We start from the raw sequence: 20631 nt of genomic DNA, 5'->3' as shown, positions 1-20631 counted from the left end.
TCGTGCGGAATGTCGAGGCCCTCGAGGCGCAGCTGTCGGAGGAGAATTGCCTCGAGGCAGTGAGGCGCATCCAGCACGGGAACAGCCCGTGCAAGGCGTGCGATGCACATGCAGGCTACCGCTACGTGCCGAAGCGGCGCGCACTCGCATGCCGCGGGTGCGGGCTGCAGGTATTCCCGTGTGTCGGGAGCCCGTTCGCCCGCCCTCGCCCGACGCTCAAGCAATGGTTCATGGCCATCTACCTGGTCGCCGGCCAGGAACGCCTATCCCCGCGGGACATTCGGCGGGTGCTCGGCGTCTCGTCTGAGGTGGCGCAGGAGCTCTTCGAGGGCGCGCAGCTTCTGAAGGAGGAGAGCGAAGCCGGGGCGGGAGAGGTCGACTGGTTCGACGGCGTCCGGGACTTCACCGAGGACCTCGCGGCTCACCCCGAGGCACGTCGGGTCGGATCGGCACGGTCGACCGCCGCGAGAACGTTCCCGGGGGAACTGGGAGCGCGGTGGCAATATCTGGCGCTTGCCGGGATCGTCGTACTTGCCGGGATCGGAGCGAGCATCGGCTGGCTCGCAGTCCCTGAGGCGCCGGAGGAGGATCCGGAGCTCGCCCAGGCGACCGCCATCCTGAGCCTGGCGTCGGATCGGCCCGTCCTGCTCGTGTCGGCGGAGGTCGCCGAGCAGCTCTATGACGTCGAGGACATCGAGGCCGAAGGCTCGGCGTCGGTGATGCCTTCCATCCGGCTTGCCCCCGCTCCAGGCGACACGCAAGTCGCGGGCGGCGCAAAGCCGCTCTCGAGCCCGACCGTGAAGCTCGCTCCCTCCGTCGGCCAATCGCTGCTGAAGGGCGACCTTTCGGCCCTCAAGGGCAAGGAGGGCCAGCAGCGGCCGGAGCTTGCCGCCTACAGCGCGCTCGCCCTCGAGCTCGAGGCGCGAGGCCCCAGAAACCCTGACGAGCTCCTCGCCTTCGGGCCGATGAAGATCCGCCGGCACCTCGTGGAGAAGATCATCCGGGCAGCCCGCCAGACCCAGGTCGATCCTGTCCTCCTGATGGCGATCGCCGACAAGGAATCGAGCTTCGCCACCGAGGTCCAGGCCCAGACGTCATCTGCGACCGGCCTCTTCCAGTTCATCGAGAGAACCTGGCTCGGCGTCGTCAGGGATTTCGGCCCAGCCTACGGCCTGGACAAGGAAGCCAAGCTCATCCAGAGCGCGCTTTCGCCTGAGGAGCGCGTGCGCATCCTGAGCCTGCGCCGGGACGCATACCTGTCCGCGGTCTTCGCGGCGGAGATGCTCAAGCGTGACGCGCTTCGAATCCAGAAGAAGATCGGCCGACCGCTGACCGGGGGCGAGGTGTACCTCGTCCACTTCCTGGGACCGGACGGGGCCGAGCGCCTGATCGACCGCGTCGCGAACACGCCAACCCTCGCCGCGGCCGAGCTGCTGCCCAAGCCGGCCGAGGCGAACAAGACCATCTTCTATGCGAGTGCCCCGGATGGCGGCGCAAAGAAGCTGTCCGTCTCGGAGGTCAAGGACAAGTTCGAGACGATGATATCGCTCCGGCTGGATCGCTACCGCAACGTCCACGGGGTCGCGGGCGGGCAGCGGACCGCGCCGGGCAGGCAGTCCGAGAACCCCCGCTCGGCCGGGCAGTGATGCCTCAGGCGGAGGGAAGCACCGTCAGAACCCGACGCCCAGAAGGGTGTAGCGCATGCAGCTCATCTGCGCGCAGCGGTTGAAGCTCGGGCCGCTCGCAGCGGCGGGCGCCGCGTAGACGCCTGTGACGGCCGCCGGGCGCGGGGCAGGCCGCGACCGGATCGAAGTGGCAGCCACCCGGATCAGGGCGGGCTGAGCAGCAGTCCTGACCGGCGCGCGACGCGGCGAGGGTGCGCTCTTCGGCTGCGCTGCGGGGGCGGCGGCGGGCGCCGATCGGGCCGTCGGCTGTGGCGCGCCCGCAGAATTATCTGCCGTCGCCGGAGTGGCGCCGACGAGCCGGGCGACGTCGTTGTAGCAGCGCGTTGCCCGGTCGAACATCTTCTGCTCTTCGAGGGGACGGCACACGAGTTCGACGTGGCGTTTCGCCCAGGCGAGCTTCGCCTCCATCTGTGCCTCGGGCCCGGGGGAAGGAGAGGCGCCGCCCTGAGCCGCCGCAACACCTGCCGCGGACAGCAATCCGACAACGCCGGCGCCCAGCGCCAGCACACGGAACCGAGGCGGCATCGCTTCTCTCCTTCGGGACTCGAACGCTAGCGAAATTGGACTTTGGTGTCACCCCCGATCGAGGCTGAGCCAAGTCTATGCCCAGATACCGTTTCGGATTCACTACCGGGTGTCGCAATCATCCCACAGACGACGAGCAGTCAACTCTTGGCGCCACCACGGTCGTAACATTCCGCGAAAAACATCATGAATGCGTCCACGATCCCGTCCTCGTGCGGAGATGTCAGCGTGTCCCAGCGAGTGACGTAGAGATCCCAGAGCTTTGCCTTCTTGGAACTGAGCAGCGCACCGAGCCCTCGGTCACTCTCGCTGGATTCCTCGATCGCGGCGGGATCCAGATCCTCCATCAGCAGCCGGAGGGCGTGCTGCATGGCCGAGTAGGTCTTCACCTGATGGATCTTCAGGTCCTTGTAGCTCTGCTCGAGGGCCCGGCGGGCATCGAGATACCCGCTGGAGGGTCTGCCCAGCATGATCTTCAGCGCATCCTCGACGGTGGGCGAGAACTTGAGCGGGTTGTTGTCGAGGGCCTGGATCATCGTATGCCCCCCCGCGCGGGCGACCCGCTTGGTCTCGGCGCGGGCGGATAGAAGCTGCTTCAGGCTCTCGGTCGAGAGGCGCATCAGCGCGCCCAATTCCTCGGCGAATTCCCCGGGATTGCGCCAATCGAGAATCTCCGGCGCGATGCCCGCACCTTTGGCGAAGCGAGCGACGAAGTCGGCTCCCTCATTCGAAGCAACCGGATGGGCGGGACGAGCCTGCGCCGGCTGCGCCTCGGAGGGCGGCGCGTTCACCGGGGGCAGAGGCTGAACCCGTTCGGTCCCGAGCGACGGACGCCCCCATGGATTGTCGTCCGGTATGGCGCCGGGTCTCGGCGAGGTTGGACCCAGTTCTGCCCAGCCTGCTTCCGCAGCAGCCGGGATGTCCGGCGCCCAGGAAGCCGGAGACGCCGGGATCGGGGCCTGCGAACCGGGTTGGCCCTGCCCCCACGCGGCCACACCCTGCCAGGGAGCCGGAGCCGGCCCAGCATCCCCGGCGGCCCAAGGGTCTGAAAGAGCCGGCGGCGCCGCGGCGGGGCGGCGTGGACTCGGCATCGGAGCGGCGGCCTCGGGCTGCACCGGCCGGGGCGCCGGCCCCCTGGCCCAGTCCATACCTTCCGCCATCGGCGCAGAGATGGGCGGAGGCGGCGGATATCCCCCTTCCGGGACAGGCGGCGGCACATCGATCGCCCACTCGCGGAAATCCGCCTGGACGGGCTGCATCTCACGTGCAGGCCGCAGGTCCTTCGGCGAGATCGGCGGCGCCGCGTCCGCCGAGGCGTTCCAGTATTCGTAGGGCGCTGGCGCGGCCTGGACCGGTTCCGGGCCCGGCGCCTCCGCCACAGAGGCTTCTTCCCCCTCCAGCCTGACCAGGATCATGTAGCGGCCGATCTCGATCCGATCGCCGTCCCGCAGCCGATGCGCCTCCTGCATGCGGGAGGCGCTGCGGTTCAGGAACGTGCCATTGCGCGACACGTCGTGCAGCCAGTACCCGCCGTCTCGATAGCGGATCTCGCAATGCTTTCCGGACACGGTGCGCGTCGGGTCGGGGAGGCACCAATCCAAATAGGCGTCGCGGCCGATATCGATCCCGCGCTTGCCCGTGATCGTGTAGGTCAGTGGACCGCCATCGGGGAGGCTCGCCTCGTTCTCGATGATCAGGTGAACCGCCATGGGTCGCCGACCTCCCCCGTCGACTGCCCTGCCGGCAGGACGGCGCCAGGGCTGCGCGACGCCTCGCCCGTGGGCTAGCAAAAGATGTCCGGGAGGAAGGATCGCGCGGCCAAGTCGCCACCGCAAGCGGGAGTTTCGTCGCTCAGCCGGGGCCGCTCAGGCGGTCTGCCCCCCTTCGTGCTGCATGAGCCTCAAGGCTCCGTCGACGCAGAGGTTGAGGCGCTGAGCCCGCTCCCTTGCCCCAACGCGCGCGAGCGCGACGAGAATGGCCGTCTTGATCGCCTTCGGCGTCATATCCGGCCTGGAGGGTACGACCGCGCCGCCAAGGAGGGATATGTTGCCTCCCGACCAGCCCGCTCCCAGTGCCAGCCATGGCGTCGGGCCGCGCCTGTCGCTCTCGTTGCCGAGCCTCAGGGCCTCGATGCGCCGCGCATCCTCGGGATCCCGAACCCAGGCCTCGGCGCTGAGGAGGCAGGAATCTTCCGAACCGGGCACTATGTCGGCGACGGAGCGCACACATTGGCAGCCCCACCAGACCGCCTCCCGCCGCGCAAGAGCATAGGCGGCAAAGGTCAGCGCGTCCTCCGGCGTATCGCCCGCGGCCAGGACCCGTAGGAACGCCGGCGGCGGCTCAAGGCTCGCCGGGGTGCGGATGTCGTCCGCGAGGTCCGGGAAGGTCTCGAATACCTCGTTGGCCGTCATGAACCGGAGGCGCGACATCGGCGACCTCAGTTCAGCTTGATGAGCGGGGCATTCTGGTCGATGCCCGCGGTGCCCTCGAGCTTGATCTGGCCTGCCTCGATCTTGATCTGTGCCGGATCGAGCGTGATCTTGCTCGACCCGCAGATGATCTCGATCTTCTTCGTGGCCGTGATCTTTACCTCGCCGGTCACATGGACATCCCAGTTGCCGTTGCTGACCTTCATCTTCTCTGTCCCCTTGACCAGTTCGGTCGAGCGGGACGGGTCCGTGGCGGATCCCTGGTAGTTCTCGGCGATCCGGCGCTTCTCCGTGTTGCGGACGTTCGACTCGAGGTCCTTCTCGGCCCGGAACTGGACCTTCTCGCTATTCTTCGTGTCGTCGAAGATGAACTCGTTGTAGCCGCCGTGGCCCAGTGTGGAATCCGTCTTGAGACCGGAGATGTTCTTCTTATCGGGGAATGGCATGTACGGAAACTGGAAGTCGCTGTTGTACACCGCCCCGGTCACGAGTGGCTGGTCGGGGTCTCCCTCGAGGAACTCGACCACGACCTCCATCCCGACGCGGGGAATGACCTGCCAACCCCATTGCTTGCCGGCCCACATCTGGGCAACGCGGACGGCCCGGGAGCAGAACTCGTTCTGGTCCTCGCGATTCCAGTGGAAGTTCACGAAGATGCGGCCGTCCTTGTCGACGTCGATCTCCTCCTTCGAGCCCTTGGCCTGCGTGACCACGAAGGCCGTCTGGGGTCCGTAGACGCGCGGCTTGGGCGTGACCTGGGGCGCCCGATAGGGCCGCGCCTTTTCCTGGAACTCGTACTGCCCGTGGTAGATCTCGTCGGATCTGGCTCCGCCGCCGGTCCGATAATCCTCGCTCGTGAAGGAGTGGTTCGCCCGGACGACGAAGTACTCGCCGTTGTCGGTCTTGTGCCCGCCGAGCGTGAAGGCCGCGCCCGGATAGAGGCTGACGGCATCACCCGAAGCGAATTTGCGATAATCCAGGGCCTGCTCGGCCTCGAGCCGGACCTGCGCGAGGTAGCGGCCATCCGCTTGCTGGGTCCAACGCCCCGGATAATCGTATTGCTCCAGCTGCGCGCGTTCGTACCCCTCGGTGCCCTGCTTGTCCGCCACCTGCGTACGCTTCGCCGCCTGCATGTAGTCGTAGTCGCGCAGTTCGACCCGGCCGGTGCGGAAGCGACGCTCCGCGCGCCACTCGAACAGATGCTCCCGGTCTCGCCTGTCCTGGCCCGAGAGCGGGCTGTACGACAAGTTCGCCCCCCCGCCTCCGAAGGCCGCGGAAGGATGCTTCGAGCCTGAGTCGATCAGGTGCAACACATGATTGTTCTGGTTGTGCTCGAAGTACCAGTAGATGCCGTTCTCTTCGCAGAGACGCGAGACGAAGGAGAGATCGGTCTCCCGGTACTGTGCGACGTATTCGAGAGCCTCGAAGCCGTGATCGACCTCGATCTTGACGTCACCACTGAAGCCGTTGTCCTCAAAAACTTTCCTCAAGATGTCCGGCACCGTCTTCTGCTTGAAGATTCGGCTCTTGCCCGTCCGGCCGAGGAGCCATAGCCACGGCCTGAGGGTCAGGCGGTAGACATATTTCTCCTGCCTGGCGCCGATCCAGGCGGCCTCGGTGAGCACGCCGGTGAAATACCGCGTCACCCCACCATAACTCGTCAGCGATATGCTACAATTTCTGCCAATCGCCGGCGTGAAATCGATGTCGAGCCCCGAGCTCAGCGCTTCCACGCGATACTCGAAGAGTTCACTAAGTCCTTCCGTACCTTCGAAGCGGTGAAACAGCAGCTTATCTTTTCCGAGCGGCGTCGCGAGCTTGGCGATCCTTTTATCCTGGGTCGCAGCGCTGTCTTGTGCGGCGGTCATATGCGCCCTCGACTGAAGCGGCTCGCTTGACGCGGCGGAATACATCAGCCATATTCGACCTGCTGTTCTGGGGCAACTCACGATGTCTCGTAAGATTTTGTTCCCGCTGCTGGCGCTAGGCGTCGCTAGCCTGGGGCAGCATGCACACGCTCAGACAAGCGCGAAGGCGAGCTATACGGCTTCGGACATCGTGTCCCACTTCGCCGCCCAGCCCGATCTCGGCCCGCCGCGGGCTCTCTGCATCGGCACGGAGAGCGAATGCGCGAAGGCGATCGCACCCCGTCCGAAGCCGGCAAGCAGCTTCGACCTCGTCGTGAATTTCGAGTACAATTCGGCAAACCTGACTGGTGCCGCCCGGACGAATCTCGACGAGTTCGCGAAGGCCATGAAGGATCCGCGGCTGAGCACCGCAGCCTTCGTGGTGGAAGGCCACACGGACGGCAAGGGGAGCGACGAGTTCAACCTCAGCCTCTCAACGCGGCGAGCCACTGCCGTGGTGGAGTACCTGAAGGGCCAGGGGGTCGACGTCGCGCGCCTGGAAGCCAAGGGGATGGGTAAGCTGAGGCCGATCGGCGACGATCCGTTCTCATCAGCGAACCGGCGCGTCGAGACGCGGCTCCGCACGGACTAGGCGCCCCTCCCTTCCCGGCCGCGATGAACGCCCGGAGCAGGTCTTCGCGAGCCGATGGCGACCTTCGACTTCCAGCGCCTCACGGAGCCACTATCGTCCGACGCGGCGTGCGGGCCTGATCTCGACCTGGAGGGCGATCCGGATTTCCTGAACTTCGTGGCGCGGGCGGAAGGGCTGTTTCCCGCATCGTTCTTCACGCGTGACAGCGACGGCAAGCTCCAGGCCTTCGATCGTACAACGATCGATTTCGCGTCTGAGTTCAAGACGCTCGATCAGCTCCTTGGAAGCACGCGCGACCTGCGGCTGCTGACGATCTATGGCCGCCTTCTCGCCCTGAACCGGGACCTCTCCGGCTTCGCATCGTGCCTCGACGGGACGGCGGCGCTCCTGCGCGATCATTGGGCTGACGTGAACCCCAAGGGCGAGGACGGGGACTTCACCCTGCGCGTGGCCGTGCTGCAGGCCTTCGACGACAATCCCAGCGTCGTGCTGCCCCTCCAGCACATTCCGCTGGCGACGAGCCGCCGCGCCGGCGCGATCAGCTACCGCACGATCATGGTGGCGTCCGGAGACGCGAAGCCGCGCGAGGACGAGACGCCGGTCGACCGGGGCACGATCGATCGGGCTTTCGCGGAGGCGGATGCCGAGGCGCTGAAAGGCACCGCCGCCGACCTCCGCAGGATCGTCGACGCGGCGAAGACGATACAGGTCACGAGCATCGAGAATGCCGGCTACGACCAGGCCGTCACGCTCGATAAACTGCCGGCGCTCGCGCAGAAGATGCTCGAGACCCTGGAGGCGGCGTTGGCCGCGAGAGATCCCGGGGCGGTCCAGCCGCCTGCCCCGGTCGCCTCCGGCGCCACGGAGATTCCTGCCGCGGGCGGGACGGTCCAGGCCGTCACGCCGGTCGCGATGGGCCGGATCGCATCCATCGGCGATGCGCGAAAGGCGCTCGCCGCGATCGATTCCTATTTCCGTCGCCTCGAGCCATCGAGCCCGGCCGCCATCCTGGTCCAGCAGGCAGAGAGGCTGATCGGCAAATCCTTCCCGGAGGTTGTCCGGCTGCTCGTGCCCGCGCTCGCGGATTCGGCGAAGATCCAGCTGGGCCAGGAAAAGCTGTTCGGCCTCACCTTCGACCAGGTCCCCGATCCTGGCGAGACCTGGTCGGGTGCGGAAGACACCACCGGAACATCCTCGGACGACAGGAGCTCGAATCCGTCCGGTGACGCCACGGACGCGGGCACGGCGTTCGCGGCCAACACGCGAGCGGAGGCTGCGGTTCTGCTGGATCAGGTGAGCATGTTCTATCGTTCGGCGGAGCCATCGAGCCCAATACCGCTCCTAACCGAACGCGCGAGGAGCATGCTCGACCGAGACTTCCTGACTATCCTGAAAGACGTCCTGCCCGAAATCGTCCCGCGCGACGAGTGAGCGCCTCCACCACGGGATGACGGAGAGATAGGGCGGCTCGCTTCGCCGCCCCGCGATCTTGCCGCGAAGCAGTTTCTGGCCATAACACAGTTGAAGTTCCAGGAAGCGTCGCGTTGACTGCGATCCGGATTTCGCATTCTATCGTCTCAACTGGACAATGGAGCAACGGGCGCTCCCACGAACCGGAACGACACAATCCGGAAACACAGAACCAACAGACAGAGAACAACCGCGCAAAGGCGGCGGAACAGCGGGGATGGCCATGGCCGACACGGGTCAGAAATTCATCAAACGCAACCGCCCGCCGCGTGTCCACATCACGTACGAGGACCCGTACGACGCGGAGAAGAAGATCGAGCTGCCCTTCGTGATGGGCGTGATGTCCGACCTGTCCGGCAATGATCCGGGCGTCGAGAAGGCCGACATCGCCGAGCGGAAGTTCACCGAATTCGACATGGACAATTTCGACCAGCGGATGGCCGCCATCCAGCCGGGCGCGAAGTTCCGTGTCGAGAACAAGCTCTCGGAGGACTCGAAGGAGCAGCTCTCCGTCAATCTCCGCTTCAACAAGATGGAGGATTTCAGCCCCGCCGCGGTGGCCCGTCAGGTTCCGTCCCTGGCGAAGCTCCTGGAGGCCCGCGAGCAGCTATCGAACCTGCTGCGGTACATGGACGGCAAGGTCGCGGCGACAGACCAGCTGAAGGCGCTCCTGAAGGACCCCAGGCTCATGGAGGCGCTCCAGCAGCGCATCACGGAGCAGAAAAAGGACGACGGCGCCGCGAAAGACGCCTGAGGACGCAGCTGCGGGCGGCAGGCCGGTGGGGGAGGATTACTCCCACCGATCTCCGTGTTGAGACGGAACGGACGAGGCGATCATGTCATCACAACTGGCCGACCTGCAGCAGGACAGCAGGAGCGTCGAAACTCGCGAAGCCGACGAATTCGCCGATCTTCTGAAGCAGAGCTTCAAGCCGCGGACCGAGCGGGCCGCGAGCGAGGTCGAGAACGCGGTCGGAACGCTGGTCCGCGAGGCGCTGTCCGACACGAGCCTGATCAAGGACGATGTCCTCGACACGATCGAGGAGATGATCGCCCGCATCGACGAGAAGCTCACCGTCCAGATGAACGAGATCCTCCATGCGGAGGAGTTCCAGAAGATCGAGAGCGCCTGGCGGGGCCTCAACTACCTGGTGATGAACTCGGAGACGGATTCGACCCTGAAGATCAGGGTAATGAACATCTCCAAGAACGAGCTCGCCCGCAACCTCAAGCTGTTCCCGGGCGCACGCTGGGATCAGAGCCCGCTCTTCAAGAAGATCTACGAGGCTGAGTTCGGACAGCTCGGCGGCGAGCCCTTCGGCTGCCTGATCGCCGATTACTACTTCAGCCACCTGCCCACCGACGTGCAGCTCCTGCGCGACGTCTCAAAGGTCGCCGGTGCGGCGCATGCGCCGTTCTTCGCAGCGGCCGACCCGACGCTGCTCGGCATGGACAGCTTCACCGAGCTGACCAATCCGCGCGACCTCGGCAAGATCTTCGACACGCCCGAATACGCGGCCTGGAAGTCGCTCCGCGACAATCCCGATTCCCGTTATGTCGGGCTGTGCATGCCGCGCGTCCTGTCCCGCCTCCCCTACGGCGCCAAGACCGAGCCCGTCGAGGAATTCGCCTTCGAGGAGGAGACGGACGGCCATTCTGGCGAGCGATACGGCTGGATGAACGCCGCCTACGCGATGGCCGTCAACATCAACCGCGCCTACAAAGAGAGCGGCTGGACGGTGCGCATCCGCGGCGTGCAATCGGGTGGTGAAGTGATCAATCTGCCCACCCACACCTTCCCGACCGATGACGGCGGCGTGGACATGAAGTGTCCGACCGAGATCGCAATAAGCGACCGGCGCGAAGCCGAACTCGCCAAGTCGGGCCTGATCCCGCTCATCCACCGCAAGAACACTGACAAGGCCGCCTTCATCGGCGCTCAATCACTGTACAAGCCGAAGGCATATTTCGGCGAGAAGGGCGTCGAAGCCACAGCCTCCGACAACCTCTCGGCCCGCCTTCCCTACATGTTCGCGGTGTCCCGTTTCGCGCACTATCTGAAATGCATGGTGCGCGACAAGATCGGCGCCACAATGGAGAAGGAGCAGCTCACGCGCTGGCTGCAGGAGTGGATCAACCAGTATGTCGATGGTGATCCGATCAACTCGAGCGAGCAGACAAAGGCGCGGAAGCCACTCGCCGCCGCCAGGGTCGACATCTTCGAAGACGAAGAGAACCCAGGATACTATTCGGCCAAATTCTACCTCCGCCCACATTATCAGCTTGAGGGTATGGACGTCGGCATGAGTCTTGTTTCCCGCCTGCCGGCTCCTAAAAAATAGAGACAACAAGCCGGCTGACGCAACGACAGGTGTGCGATCGCACGGAAATCGCGGCCGTTCTGGTGCAAGTATAATATACCCGCTCAAGAACGAGCAGGCGAGCGGATGGAGGGCGACATGGCGGTCGATATTTTCCTTAAGCTGGACGGCATCAAGGGCGAGGCGCAGGACGCGAAGTACAAGGACGAGATCGACGTCCTTGCATGGTCCTGGGGCGCCAGCCAGTCGGGAACTACCCATATGGGCGGCGGCTCTGGCGCCGGTAAGGTCGCCGTTCAGGACCTGAGCATCACGAAGTACATCGACAAATCCAGCCCGACCCTGTTCCAGCATTGCTGCACCGGCAAGCACATTTCGAAGGGCGAGCTGATCGTCCGCAAGGCCGGCGACAAGCCGCTCGAGTATCTCAAGGTCGAGCTCAAGGACATCATCGTCTCGCACGTGTCGATGGGCGGCTCGGGCAGCGAAGACCGCCTGACCGAGAACATCACGCTCAATTTCCGCGAGTTCCACACGAAGTACGCCGTCCAGAACAAGGATGGCTCAAAGGGTGCGGAGACCGAGGTGAAGTGGGACATCGCTGCCAACCAGTCGAGCTGATCGCTTGAAGCGGACGAGGCTGCGGTCGGGCTCGCCCGGGCGGCAGCCCAACGCCAGAAGCGCAGCCGGTCGGTGATCGGTCCGAAACGCCGCGGAAGCGCGGCGTTTTGCCTTGGCGCACTCTTCGGACGCTTAGGCGTGCCGTGGCGAGACCTGAGATCAGTCGGAAGTTGGACCGGGTATGAGCAGCCGCGGAAAGCCCATGCGCATGCGGACGCCGCTGATGGCGGCCTTCCGGCAGGCATTCGATGAGCGGGATGCGCGGCAGCGCATCGATGAACGCGACGAGGCGGGCGAGCGCGTCGTCGCCGGGCGGCGCGCGACCGCTCGCTCCACGATGTCGGAGGCTGCCTTGCAGCGGACCGTCAGCGAGGATCTTGAGAGTCTCATGAACACGACGAACCTGGAGGCCTGCCTCGATCTCGAGGACATGGACGCGGTTCGCTCGTCGATCCTCAACTACGGTTTCACCGATATCGTGCATCGCACCATCGACGAGATTGGCGTGAACGAGATCGGGGAGGAGATCCAGGCTGCCCTCCGGGCCTACGAGCCCAGGTTGGCTCCGGGCTCCGTGCAGGTGAAGCGCGACCGTCTGACCTTGGACGACGACCTGAAGGTCAGGTTCGTTGTGCGCGCCGACCTGAACTGCGATCCCCTCAACCTTCCCGTCGAGTTCGTGGCCGACCTGGAGCGCGACACGGGAAAGATCTCGATAAGCCGGCGTTGACCCCAGCGTCGGACGAGAAGCCGGGCCCGGACGCTGCCGTCATGCAGCCGCACACGACCATTGGCGCTTCCCACAAGCGGCTTGCGGTGAGCTATCCTGGCCTCGCCGGAACCGTACGCCGCCGATGAACAGAGAGTTCCTCGATCTCTACAACCGCGAACTGAGGCTTCTCCAGGAGCAGGCGCGCGAGTTCGCGGAAGAGTATCCGGGGATCGCCGAACGCCTCGGCGGCCTCGTCGAGGACCGGTCCGATCCGATGATCGCCGGCCTCCTCGAAGGCGCGGCTTTCCTGGCAGCACGCGTCCAGCTGAAGCTGAAGCACGAGTTTCCGGAGTTCACCAGCAACCTCCTCGAACAACTCGTCCCCAACTTCCTGGCCCCCATCCCCTCCGCCCTGCTGGCAAGGGTCCAGGCTCCCTTCGGCGACCCTGCCCTCCGGGAAGGGCGGCAGATCGCCCGGGGCAGCTATATCGACGCGACCTATCGCGAGCGGGAGCGGCGCGTGGCGTGCCGCTACCGCCTGGCGACGGACATCGTGCTCTGGCCGTTCGATATCGTCGGGGCGGAGTACTATTCGGGTCCCGCCCCACTCCACGCGCTCGGAGCCGCAGCCGGTCCGGAGGTCGTGGCGGGGCTGCGGCTGACGCTCACGCACCGGGCCTCGTCGCGCGTCGAGGACGAGCCCTCCGAACGGGATGCCGCCTCTCAACCCGCGATCTGGTTCGCCGGATGTCCCGCGCGCGAGCTCCCTGTCTATATCCTCGGCCACGAATCCGACGCGGTCGCGATCTGTGAGCAGATCTTCGCCAACCGGGTAGGCGTTCAGATCCGCTATCTCGACGCGTTCGGCGACCCGGTTGTCCTCCAGGCTCCGCCCGACTGCCTCCAGCCGCTTGGCTTTGGCCGCGAGGAAGCCCTGATCCCGAATGATGCCCGCATCTTCGAGGGGTTCGATCTCCTGCGCGAGTACTTCATGTTCCCGCGCAAATTCCTTGGCTTTCGTCTCACCGGGCTCGCGTCGCTCCTTCCCCAGATCAAGGGAAAGACCATCGACATCCTGATCAGCTTCAACGAGCTGAACCCGCGCCTCTCAGCCGCCGTCCAGGCGAGCGCCTTCGCCCTCTACGTCGCGCCTGCCGTCAACCTATTCGAGATGAGCCTGGACCGGGTTCCCGTGAAAGCCCGCCAGCACGAATACCACGTCATCCCCGACCGGAGCCGCTATCTTGATTTCGAGCCCCACCGGCTGGTGGACGTCTATGCACATTACGCCGGCCGTCCGGAGAAGGTGCCGGTCCGGCCGCTCTATTCCGCCTCTCCGGACGCAAAGGGCGATACGGGGCTCTCCTACACGATCCGCCGATTGCCCCGACGGCGCTCGACGCGGGAGCGCGCCTATGGCGCGACGTCCGACTACACCGGAACGGACATGTTCCTGTCGCTACTGGAACCGGCCCGGATCGACAGCGAGGCGCGGGTCGGCGAGCTGAGCATCAAGGCCCTCTGCTCGAACCGCCATTTGCCGGAGCAACTGCCCGTCGGAGAGGGTGGCGCCGATTTCCGGCTCGCGGACGACGCGACACTCGATGTGATCTGCGTCTCGGGACCGACCCTCCCTCGGGAACCCGTCGTGTCGCAGTTGCGAAGCCGAACCGACACGATCCACGCCGGAGCCGTCACATGGCGGCTCATCAACCTCCTCAGCCTCAATCATCTCGGCCTGGTCCAGCGCGGGGCGGGAGCGCGGGCTCTTCGCGAGATGCTCACGATCTTTGCGGACCTCACGGACCCCGCCACGGAGCGCCGTATCCGAGGGGTCCGCAACGTCGACAGCCGGGCAGTTGTCCGCCGGTTACGGCAGCGCACCGGGACCGGGACGGCCCGTGGCACGGAGATTACGGTCACGCTCGACGAGAAGGCCTTCGAGGGCACCGGCGCCTTCCTGCTCGGGGCGATCCTCGACCGCTTCTTTGCCGAATACGCCTCGCTCAACCACTTCACCCAGACGGTGCTCCGCACGACGGAGCGCGGCGAAGTCATCCGCTGGCCGCCCCGTGCCGGCTCGAGGCGAATCCTGTGAGACGCCCAGCGGAGTCTCGGCCGTGACTCTTCGCTCCGACCTCGAGCGAGAGCCCTGGGCGCATGATCTCTTCGCGATCCTGCGCGCCATCGAGCGCAGCCATCCCGACAGGCCGCGCATCGGCGACAGCGCCAGCAGTCGGGACGAATATGTCAGGCTGGGCGAGGATCCCTATCTCGACTTCCCCGCGTCGAACATCAGCCGGACGGACCAGGACCGCGAAGGCCGGTTGCGCCTCTATGTGAAATTTCTGGGCCTGCTGGGGCCGCAGGGTCCGCTTCCGCTTTCCACGACGAGCGAAGCCTATGGATGGTGGCTCGCGCGGGACGATTCCTTCGCGCGGTTCCTCGACCTTTTCAACAACCGGTTTCTTCAGCTTTTTTTCCGCGCCTGGGCCGATGCACGCCCGATCGCGCAGCACGACCGGCCGGATCTCGATCGGTTCGCCGCCTATCTCGGCAGCGCCATCGGGATCGGCTCCCCCATCTACCAGGGGCTGGATTCGGTACCCGACACGGCCAAGCTCGCCTTTGCAGGCCTGCTCGCCCCTAAGGCGAAATCCGCTACCCGGCTGCGTGGCGCGCTCGGCGGCCTGTTCGGGGTGGACGTGGACATCGAGGAGTTTGTCGGAACCCACTTGCCGTTCGACCAATCCGACAGGAGCCGGCTCGGGCAGAAGCACGCGACGCTCGGGGTCGATCTCCTGGTCGGTGCGAGCGTGTTCAGCGTCGAGGACAAGATACGGCTTCTCATCACCACAAAGAACATGAGCGAATACGAGCGCTTCCTGCCGAGCGGCGACAGGTGCGAACCGGTCGCGGATCTTGTATTCTTCTATCTGGGCCATGAGCTCGACTGGGACCTCGAACTCGCACTTCCCGCGCGAGAAGTGCGACCCGTGAGCCTGGGCCGGTTCGGGCGGCTCGGCTACACGACCTGGATCCAGAAAAATGAGGACGCGCCGACCGAGGGTTATAGGCGCGATGCGCGCTTCCACCCGGCGGAACGGATCGCCAGGCGACGGCAGGCCACGGCCTGAGCAAGACAGGGGGGTGCGATGGCCGATATCAGTCTCGAAACCGTCACAGGGAAGCTGAACCGCGTTGGTTACGAGGCCTTTATCCAGGCGCTGAGGCACGCCAAGAGCGCCGGAAATCGCAACGTCGAGCTCGCCCACTGGCTGTTCCACCTCCTCCAGAAGAACGACACCGACGTGTCGCTGACGGCGGACCGCTTCAAGCTCGATCGCGGCAAGCTTCTCTCCGACATCGCCCGGGTGGTGGACGGATTTCGGAAGAACGAAACCGAGATGCCGGGCATCTCGAACGTCGTGGTCGATATGCTCGACCGTGGCTGGCACTACGCGACGCTCTTCTTTGGGGAGACACAGATCAGGTCCGGCCATGTGCTCGTCGCCATCCTGAAGTCGAACGAGCTGAAGCGCGCGCTGATCGGGATCTCGCCGGAATTCTCCAAGATCCCCGTGGACGCGCTGGCGGCGGAGCACCGGGGCATCTGGTCGAAATCGGACGAGGAGAACCTTCGCCCGATGGACGGTTCCGGCGCGGTCGCGGCCGGGACGCCGGGCGCGGAAGCCTCGCTCCAACGGGGCCAGACCGCCCTCGACCGCTTCTCGCAGGACCTCACGGCCAAGGCCGCCTCAGGCGAGATGGATCCGGTGCGGGGTCGTGACGAGGAGATCCGCCAGCTCATCGACGTGCTGATGCGCCGGCGCCAGAACAACCCGATCCTCACGGGCGAGGCGGGCGTCGGCAAGACAGCCGTCGTGGAGGGATTCGCCCAGCGCATCGCGGCGGGCGACGTTCCGCCGAGCCTGGAGGGCGTGCGCCTCTGCGCCCTGGATATCGGCCTCATGCAGGCCGGCGCTTCCATGAAGGGCGAGTTCGAGCAGCGGCTGCGTTCGGTCATCGACGAGGTGCAATCGTCCCCAACCCCGATCATTCTCTTCATTGACGAGGCGCACACGTTGATCGGCGCCGGCGGGCAGGCCGGGACCGGCGATGCCGCAAACCTCCTCAAGCCGGCCCTCGCCCGCGGCACCCTGAAGACGATCGCGGCCACGACCTGGGCCGAGTACCGGCAATATTTCGAGAAGGACCCCGCCCTGACGCGGCGGTTCCAGCCTATCCAGGTCGGAGAGCCTGCGATCGAGAAGGCCTGCGACATGCTCCGCGGTCTCACGGGGCAGATGGAGAAGCACCACAAGGTGCGGATCTCAGATGCCGCGATCGTGGCCGCTGTCACGCTCTCCTCCCGCTATATTCCGGCGCGGCAGCTGCCCGACAAGGCCGTGAGCCTTCTCGACACGGCTTGCGCCCGGGTCGCCATCAGCCAGACGGCGATCCCGGCCGCGATCGGGGACACACGCGTTGCCATCGCCGCGCGACGCGGCGAGCGCGAGGCCCTGATCAAGGATCGCGATCTCGGGGTGGCGGACGAGGACCGCATCGTCGAGCTCGAGGCCGAAGTCGCGCGCCTCGAGGAGAAGCTCGCGAAGCTTGAGGGCGAGTGGCAATCTGAAACGGCCATCGTGGACGAGATCCGCGGGCTGCGCGAGCAGATCACGAAGGGCGCGACCGGGCTGCCGAACGGCTCGGGCGATGCCTCTCTTCCCGCCGGCGGGGCGGATGCCCCGCCCGATATCGATGCGATCCGCTCGACCTTGAAGGAGCGCTCGGCCGCCCTCGAGGAGATCGATCCCGAACGGCGCATGATCTACGCCCATGTGGACGAACAGGCGATCGCTTCCGTCGTCTCGGACTGGACCGGCATTCCGGTCGGCCGAATGGTGAAGGACGAGATCCAGAACGTCCTCAGGTTGCCGGAGATCCTGAACCGCCGCGTCATCGGCCAGTCGCATGGGCTCTCGATGGTGGCCAAGCGCATCGAGACGAACCGCGCCAAGCTCGACAACCCGAACAAGCCTATCGGCGTCTTCATGCTCGTCGGCCCGTCCGGGGTCGGTAAAACCGAGACAGCCCTCGCGCTCGCCGAGGCCCTCTATGGCGGCGAGCAGAACATGATCACCATCAACATGAGCGAGTTCCAGGAGGCGCACACGGTCTCCACGCTCAAGGGAGCGCCCCCCGGCTATGTCGGCTACGGCGAGGGCGGGCGGCTCACGGAGGCGGTGCGGCGCAAGCCCTACAGCGTCATTCTGCTCGACGAGGTCGAAAAGGCCCACCCGGACGTCCACGAGATCTTCTTCCAGGTCTTCGACAAGGGCGTAATGGAGGACGGCACCGGCCGGCGCATCGACTTCAAGAACACCCTCATCATCCTGACCTCGAATGTCGGGACCGATCTGATCATGCAGCTCTCGCGCGATCCGAGCTACCTGAGCGATCCCGACGCACTTGCACAGGCGCTGCGACCGGATCTCCTGAAGGTGTTCCCGGCCGCCCTGCTCGGCCGCATCGTGACGATCCCCTATTTCCCGCTCTCGCCCGCCATGCTGAGCGGCATCGTCCGTCTCCAGCTCGACCGGATCGGGCACCGGATCCGCGAGAACCACGATGCCAGGTTCGTCTATGACGATGCGGTGGTCGATCACATCGTCTCCCTCTGCAATGATCCGGATTCGGGCGGCCGGATGATCGACAACATCATCACGAATACGCTGCTGCCGGCGCTGTCGCGCGAGTTCCTGCACCGCTCTCTCGCCAAGGAAGAGCTGGTGGAGGCGCGGGTCACCATGGAGGGCGGCCAGTTCGCCTATGCGTGGCGTTCGGCGACCGACCAGCCCCTCCCGGACGCCGAGGAAAGCGCCACGACGGCGATGCCGCCCAGAGAGGATTTTGGCGCGACACCGGATATCGCGGGCGTTCCGGCAAGCGGGACGGCGGGGGCGCCGCCCGCGCCCGCCTGAACCGAACCCGGCGAGCACCGTGCGGCTGCGCCTTCTGCTCCAGACGAGAGGATGTCGAACATGACGCAGAACAGGTTCGAGCAGGTCGACGAGCGGCCCGACGATGCCATGACCCTGGTCCTCGGACGGGACGGCGAGAAGCAATACGGCATTATCGACTGCCCGCGCTCGGCTTCGCAGGGCCGGCTGCCGAAGGATTTCTCCAGCGGCGAACTCCCCCTGAAGGAAGCGTTCCGCTCGGCCATCCGGCTCGCGAACGATTTCAAGGTGCCGCTGGTCGTCATGGATCCGGACGGGCTCTGGCAGCCCGATTGGGGCAAGCTCTACCGGTACGGGGACGACGAGGAACCAGCCGGCGAATAGCGCGTCGTTCCATGTCGATCCGCCGTGCCGTTGCGAGGTGGAACATGGTACTGGAGCAATGCGGCGAACGAACCCGATCCTCACCCGAGCATGTCTGCGGAGAGTAGCGCCTTGCCTGTCGCCCGTTTTGCTTCTGTCGCGCTTGCGGCCTTCACCCTTGGCTGCGGGATGGCCGGGGCCCAACCCGCCACGGATAAGCGGCTAAGCGGGTCCATCACCCTGGAGCTGAACAAGCTCGAGGCAGCCGGGCCCGGCTGCCGGGCCTATTTCGTGGTCGAGAACCGGACTCCCGAGACGGTAAAGGAGCTTCGGCTCGACACCTTCATCTTCGACGCCAGCGGCCAGATCACGCGGCGCATCGGCCTCACCTTTCCCGACATCCGGGCCGAGCGCACCAAGGTCGTCCCGTTCGACCTCAATGGAGCAGCCTGCACCGAGATTGGCCGCGTACTGGTCAACGACGTCCTCGCCTGCACGGGCGGCAGCGGTGCTGCCATCGCCAATTGCGGCGACCTGCTGAAGGTGACCACGCGCGCTGGCGCGAAGTTCGAGTACTGACCGGGCTCCTCCTCGCCTCGCTCGAAAGAGCCGCGTCCTCTCCCGCAGAGGATGCTCGTCAGAACCCGACGCCCATGATGGCGCGGGGCGCTGCCGGTTTCGGTGCGCTGGACGCCGTGGAGACCGGTGCCTGGGACGGCCCGGAGGGACGCACGGCGCGCGGCTCGGGCGCGCGTCGTTCCCGCTCGACGGCAACGGCGCGTGGCTTCGGCTCGCGGCGTGCGGCCGGCTTCGTCTCGGGCCGTGCGACAGCCACGCACTGACCTCGCTGAAGGCGCTCCCCCGCGCCGCATTCGAGCGGGCAGACATGGGCTGGCCGGCGCTTGAGATCGTCGAGCAGATCCGCATTCGGCTCCGAAGGCAGCGGCGCGAGCTTCACCTGGCGGGAAAAGCGCCGGAGCGCCGCCTGGGCATCCTTGTCCCACTTGCCGCCGGGCTCGTCGTCGAGACAGCCGATGCGGCTGAGTTCGGCCTTGGTCTCTCGAACCAACCGGTCCCGATCAAGAACCTCCTTCGGGAAGCCGCTGGACGCGGGGGGCTGGTCCGTGGCGGGAGGCCGGGCCGCATCGACGGATGCCAGACGCATCGGTGGCGGGTCCGGCACTGGCCGCGGCGCCACGCTGTCGGTCAGCACAGCGAGCTTGGAGCTCGGGACCGCCGACTTGATGGCCTCGACAGTCGTCTGGGCCGAACCATCCGAAGCGGGACGCGTGGCTTCGGCCACCACTTCGGCCTGCGCGGCTGTAGCCCGCCGGCGCTGCTCCTCCTCCAGCTGCGCCCAAGCAAGGCGATCGCGTTCGGCCTGCTCAGCGGCCAGCCGCACGCGCTCCTGCTCCGCCCGGGCCGCCTCGGCAGCCTTCCGCCGCTGCTCGTCCGCACGGGCAGCCTCCTCGGCCAGGCGGTTGCGAGCCTCTGCCGCGGCACGCTCCTCTGCAAGCTTCCTCTGGCGGGCTTCCTCGGCCAGCCGCTCCTGCTCGAGCCGTCGCGCCACGGCCTGCCGACGCTCTTCTTCGATGCGAGCTTCCCGTTCGAGGCGCTGGCGCTCCCGAGCGTCGGCGGCGGCACGCTCCTCCGCCAACTTCTTCTGGCGCGCTTCCTCGGCCAGGCGCTCCTGCTCGACCCGGCGCGCTTCCGCCTGCCGGCGCTCTTCTTCGAGACGGGCCTCACGCTCGAGGCGCTGCCGCTCCCGAACCTCGGCGGCTGCACGTTCCTCCGCCAACTTCTTCTGCCGAGCTTCCTCTGCCAGACGCTCCTGCTCCGCCCGGCGCGCTTCCGCCTGCCGGCGCTCCTCTTCGAGACGTGCCTCGCGCTCGAGGCGCTGGCGCTCCCGGGCCTCGGCGGCTGCGCGTTCCTCCGCCAACTTCTTCTGGCGCGCTTCCTCGGCCAACCGCTCCTGCTCGACCCGGCGCGCTTCCACCTGCCGGCGCTCCTCGTCGAGACGGGCCTCGCGCGCGAGGCGCT

Annotated in this window: 18 protein-coding genes; 14 read left to right on the top strand and 4 right to left on the bottom strand. The window is 66.2% G+C overall.

Annotated features, from left to right (window positions below):
* Positions 1-230 precede the first annotated feature (230 nt).
* Complete coding sequence (locus tag ACO2SS_RS26175) at positions 231-1646, top strand: transglycosylase SLT domain-containing protein (protein WP_423280802.1); 1416 nt, start codon at positions 231-233, stop codon at positions 1644-1646.
* Between the two features lie 24 nt (positions 1647-1670).
* On the opposite strand, the gene ACO2SS_RS26170 is transcribed toward ACO2SS_RS26175, so the two are convergent.
* The 4 genes from ACO2SS_RS26170 to ACO2SS_RS26155 all read right to left on the bottom strand — a co-directional run bounded on the left by ACO2SS_RS26170 (position 1671) and on the right by ACO2SS_RS26155 (position 6507).
* Entirely contained in the window at positions 1671-2210 is a 540-nt protein-coding gene (locus ACO2SS_RS26170) for a hypothetical protein (protein ID WP_423280801.1), read from the bottom strand.
* A gap of 140 nt (positions 2211-2350) precedes the next feature.
* Positions 2351-3919 carry a type VI secretion system-associated FHA domain protein TagH gene (tagH, locus tag ACO2SS_RS26165; protein ID WP_423280800.1) on the bottom strand — a complete coding sequence of 523 codons (1569 nt, stop codon included), beginning with the start codon at positions 3917-3919 and terminating at the stop codon, positions 2351-2353.
* A gap of 156 nt (positions 3920-4075) precedes the next feature.
* Positions 4076-4639: a DUF6931 family protein gene (locus tag ACO2SS_RS26160; RefSeq protein WP_423280799.1), complete on the bottom strand. Its 564-nt coding sequence runs from the start codon at positions 4637-4639 to the stop codon at positions 4076-4078.
* Between the two features lie 8 nt (positions 4640-4647).
* Positions 4648-6507 carry a type VI secretion system Vgr family protein gene (locus ACO2SS_RS26155; RefSeq protein WP_423280798.1) on the bottom strand — a complete coding sequence of 620 codons (1860 nt, stop codon included), beginning with the start codon at positions 6505-6507 and terminating at the stop codon, positions 4648-4650.
* Between the two features lie 82 nt (positions 6508-6589).
* On the opposite strand from ACO2SS_RS26155, the gene ACO2SS_RS26150 reads away from it, so the two are divergent.
* From ACO2SS_RS26150 to ACO2SS_RS26090, 13 genes are all read left to right on the top strand, one after another.
* Positions 6590-7138: an OmpA family protein gene (locus ACO2SS_RS26150; protein WP_423280797.1), complete on the top strand. Its 549-nt coding sequence runs from the start codon at positions 6590-6592 to the stop codon at positions 7136-7138.
* Between the two features lie 54 nt (positions 7139-7192).
* Positions 7193-8569, top strand: a complete 1377-nt coding sequence (locus ACO2SS_RS26145) for an ImpA family type VI secretion system protein (protein ID WP_423280796.1) — start codon at positions 7193-7195, stop codon at positions 8567-8569.
* A 262-nt stretch (positions 8570-8831) separates the two neighbouring features.
* Positions 8832-9362 carry a type VI secretion system contractile sheath small subunit gene (tssB, locus tag ACO2SS_RS26140; RefSeq protein ID WP_423280795.1) on the top strand — a complete coding sequence of 177 codons (531 nt, stop codon included), beginning with the start codon at positions 8832-8834 and terminating at the stop codon, positions 9360-9362.
* Between the two features lie 82 nt (positions 9363-9444).
* Entirely contained in the window at positions 9445-10950 is a 1506-nt protein-coding gene (tssC, locus tag ACO2SS_RS26135; RefSeq protein ID WP_423280794.1) for a type VI secretion system contractile sheath large subunit, read from the top strand.
* Between the two features lie 117 nt (positions 10951-11067).
* Complete coding sequence (locus ACO2SS_RS26130; protein WP_423280793.1) at positions 11068-11550, top strand: Hcp family type VI secretion system effector; 483 nt, start codon at positions 11068-11070, stop codon at positions 11548-11550.
* A 202-nt stretch (positions 11551-11752) separates the two neighbouring features.
* The gene (tssE, locus tag ACO2SS_RS26125; protein ID WP_423280792.1) at positions 11753-12280 is read left to right on the top strand and encodes a type VI secretion system baseplate subunit TssE; all 528 of its coding nucleotides are present in this window, start codon (positions 11753-11755) and stop codon (positions 12278-12280) included.
* Between the two features lie 124 nt (positions 12281-12404).
* Positions 12405-14360, top strand: coding sequence for a type VI secretion system baseplate subunit TssF (gene tssF, locus ACO2SS_RS26120; RefSeq protein ID WP_423280791.1), 1956 nt, complete (start codon positions 12405-12407; stop codon positions 14358-14360).
* A 22-nt stretch (positions 14361-14382) separates the two neighbouring features.
* Complete coding sequence (tssG, locus tag ACO2SS_RS26115) at positions 14383-15399, top strand: type VI secretion system baseplate subunit TssG (RefSeq protein ID WP_423280790.1); 1017 nt, start codon at positions 14383-14385, stop codon at positions 15397-15399.
* An 18-nt stretch (positions 15400-15417) separates the two neighbouring features.
* Positions 15418-18249 (top strand): type VI secretion system ATPase TssH, encoded by a 2832-nt coding sequence (gene tssH, locus ACO2SS_RS26110; RefSeq protein ID WP_423280789.1) that lies wholly within the window; start codon positions 15418-15420, stop codon positions 18247-18249.
* A 60-nt stretch (positions 18250-18309) separates the two neighbouring features.
* Positions 18310-18612 carry a hypothetical protein gene (locus tag ACO2SS_RS26105; RefSeq protein WP_423280788.1) on the top strand — a complete coding sequence of 101 codons (303 nt, stop codon included), beginning with the start codon at positions 18310-18312 and terminating at the stop codon, positions 18610-18612.
* A gap of 111 nt (positions 18613-18723) precedes the next feature.
* Positions 18724-19170, top strand: coding sequence for a hypothetical protein (locus ACO2SS_RS26100; protein WP_423280787.1), 447 nt, complete (start codon positions 18724-18726; stop codon positions 19168-19170).
* 74 nt (positions 19171-19244) lie between these two features.
* Entirely contained in the window at positions 19245-19433 is a 189-nt protein-coding gene (locus ACO2SS_RS26095) for a hypothetical protein (RefSeq protein ID WP_423280786.1), read from the top strand.
* 44 nt (positions 19434-19477) lie between these two features.
* Positions 19478-20631 (top strand): hypothetical protein (locus ACO2SS_RS26090; RefSeq protein WP_423280785.1); only part of this gene is annotated, 1154 nt, incomplete at its 3' end.

The organism is Enterovirga sp. CN4-39 (assembly GCF_049446235.1).
In the GTDB taxonomy this organism is placed as follows: Bacteria; Pseudomonadota; Alphaproteobacteria; order Rhizobiales; family Beijerinckiaceae; genus Enterovirga.
The sequence above is the reverse complement of the archived record's forward strand: the minus strand, read 5'-3'. Positions and strand labels throughout refer to the sequence as shown.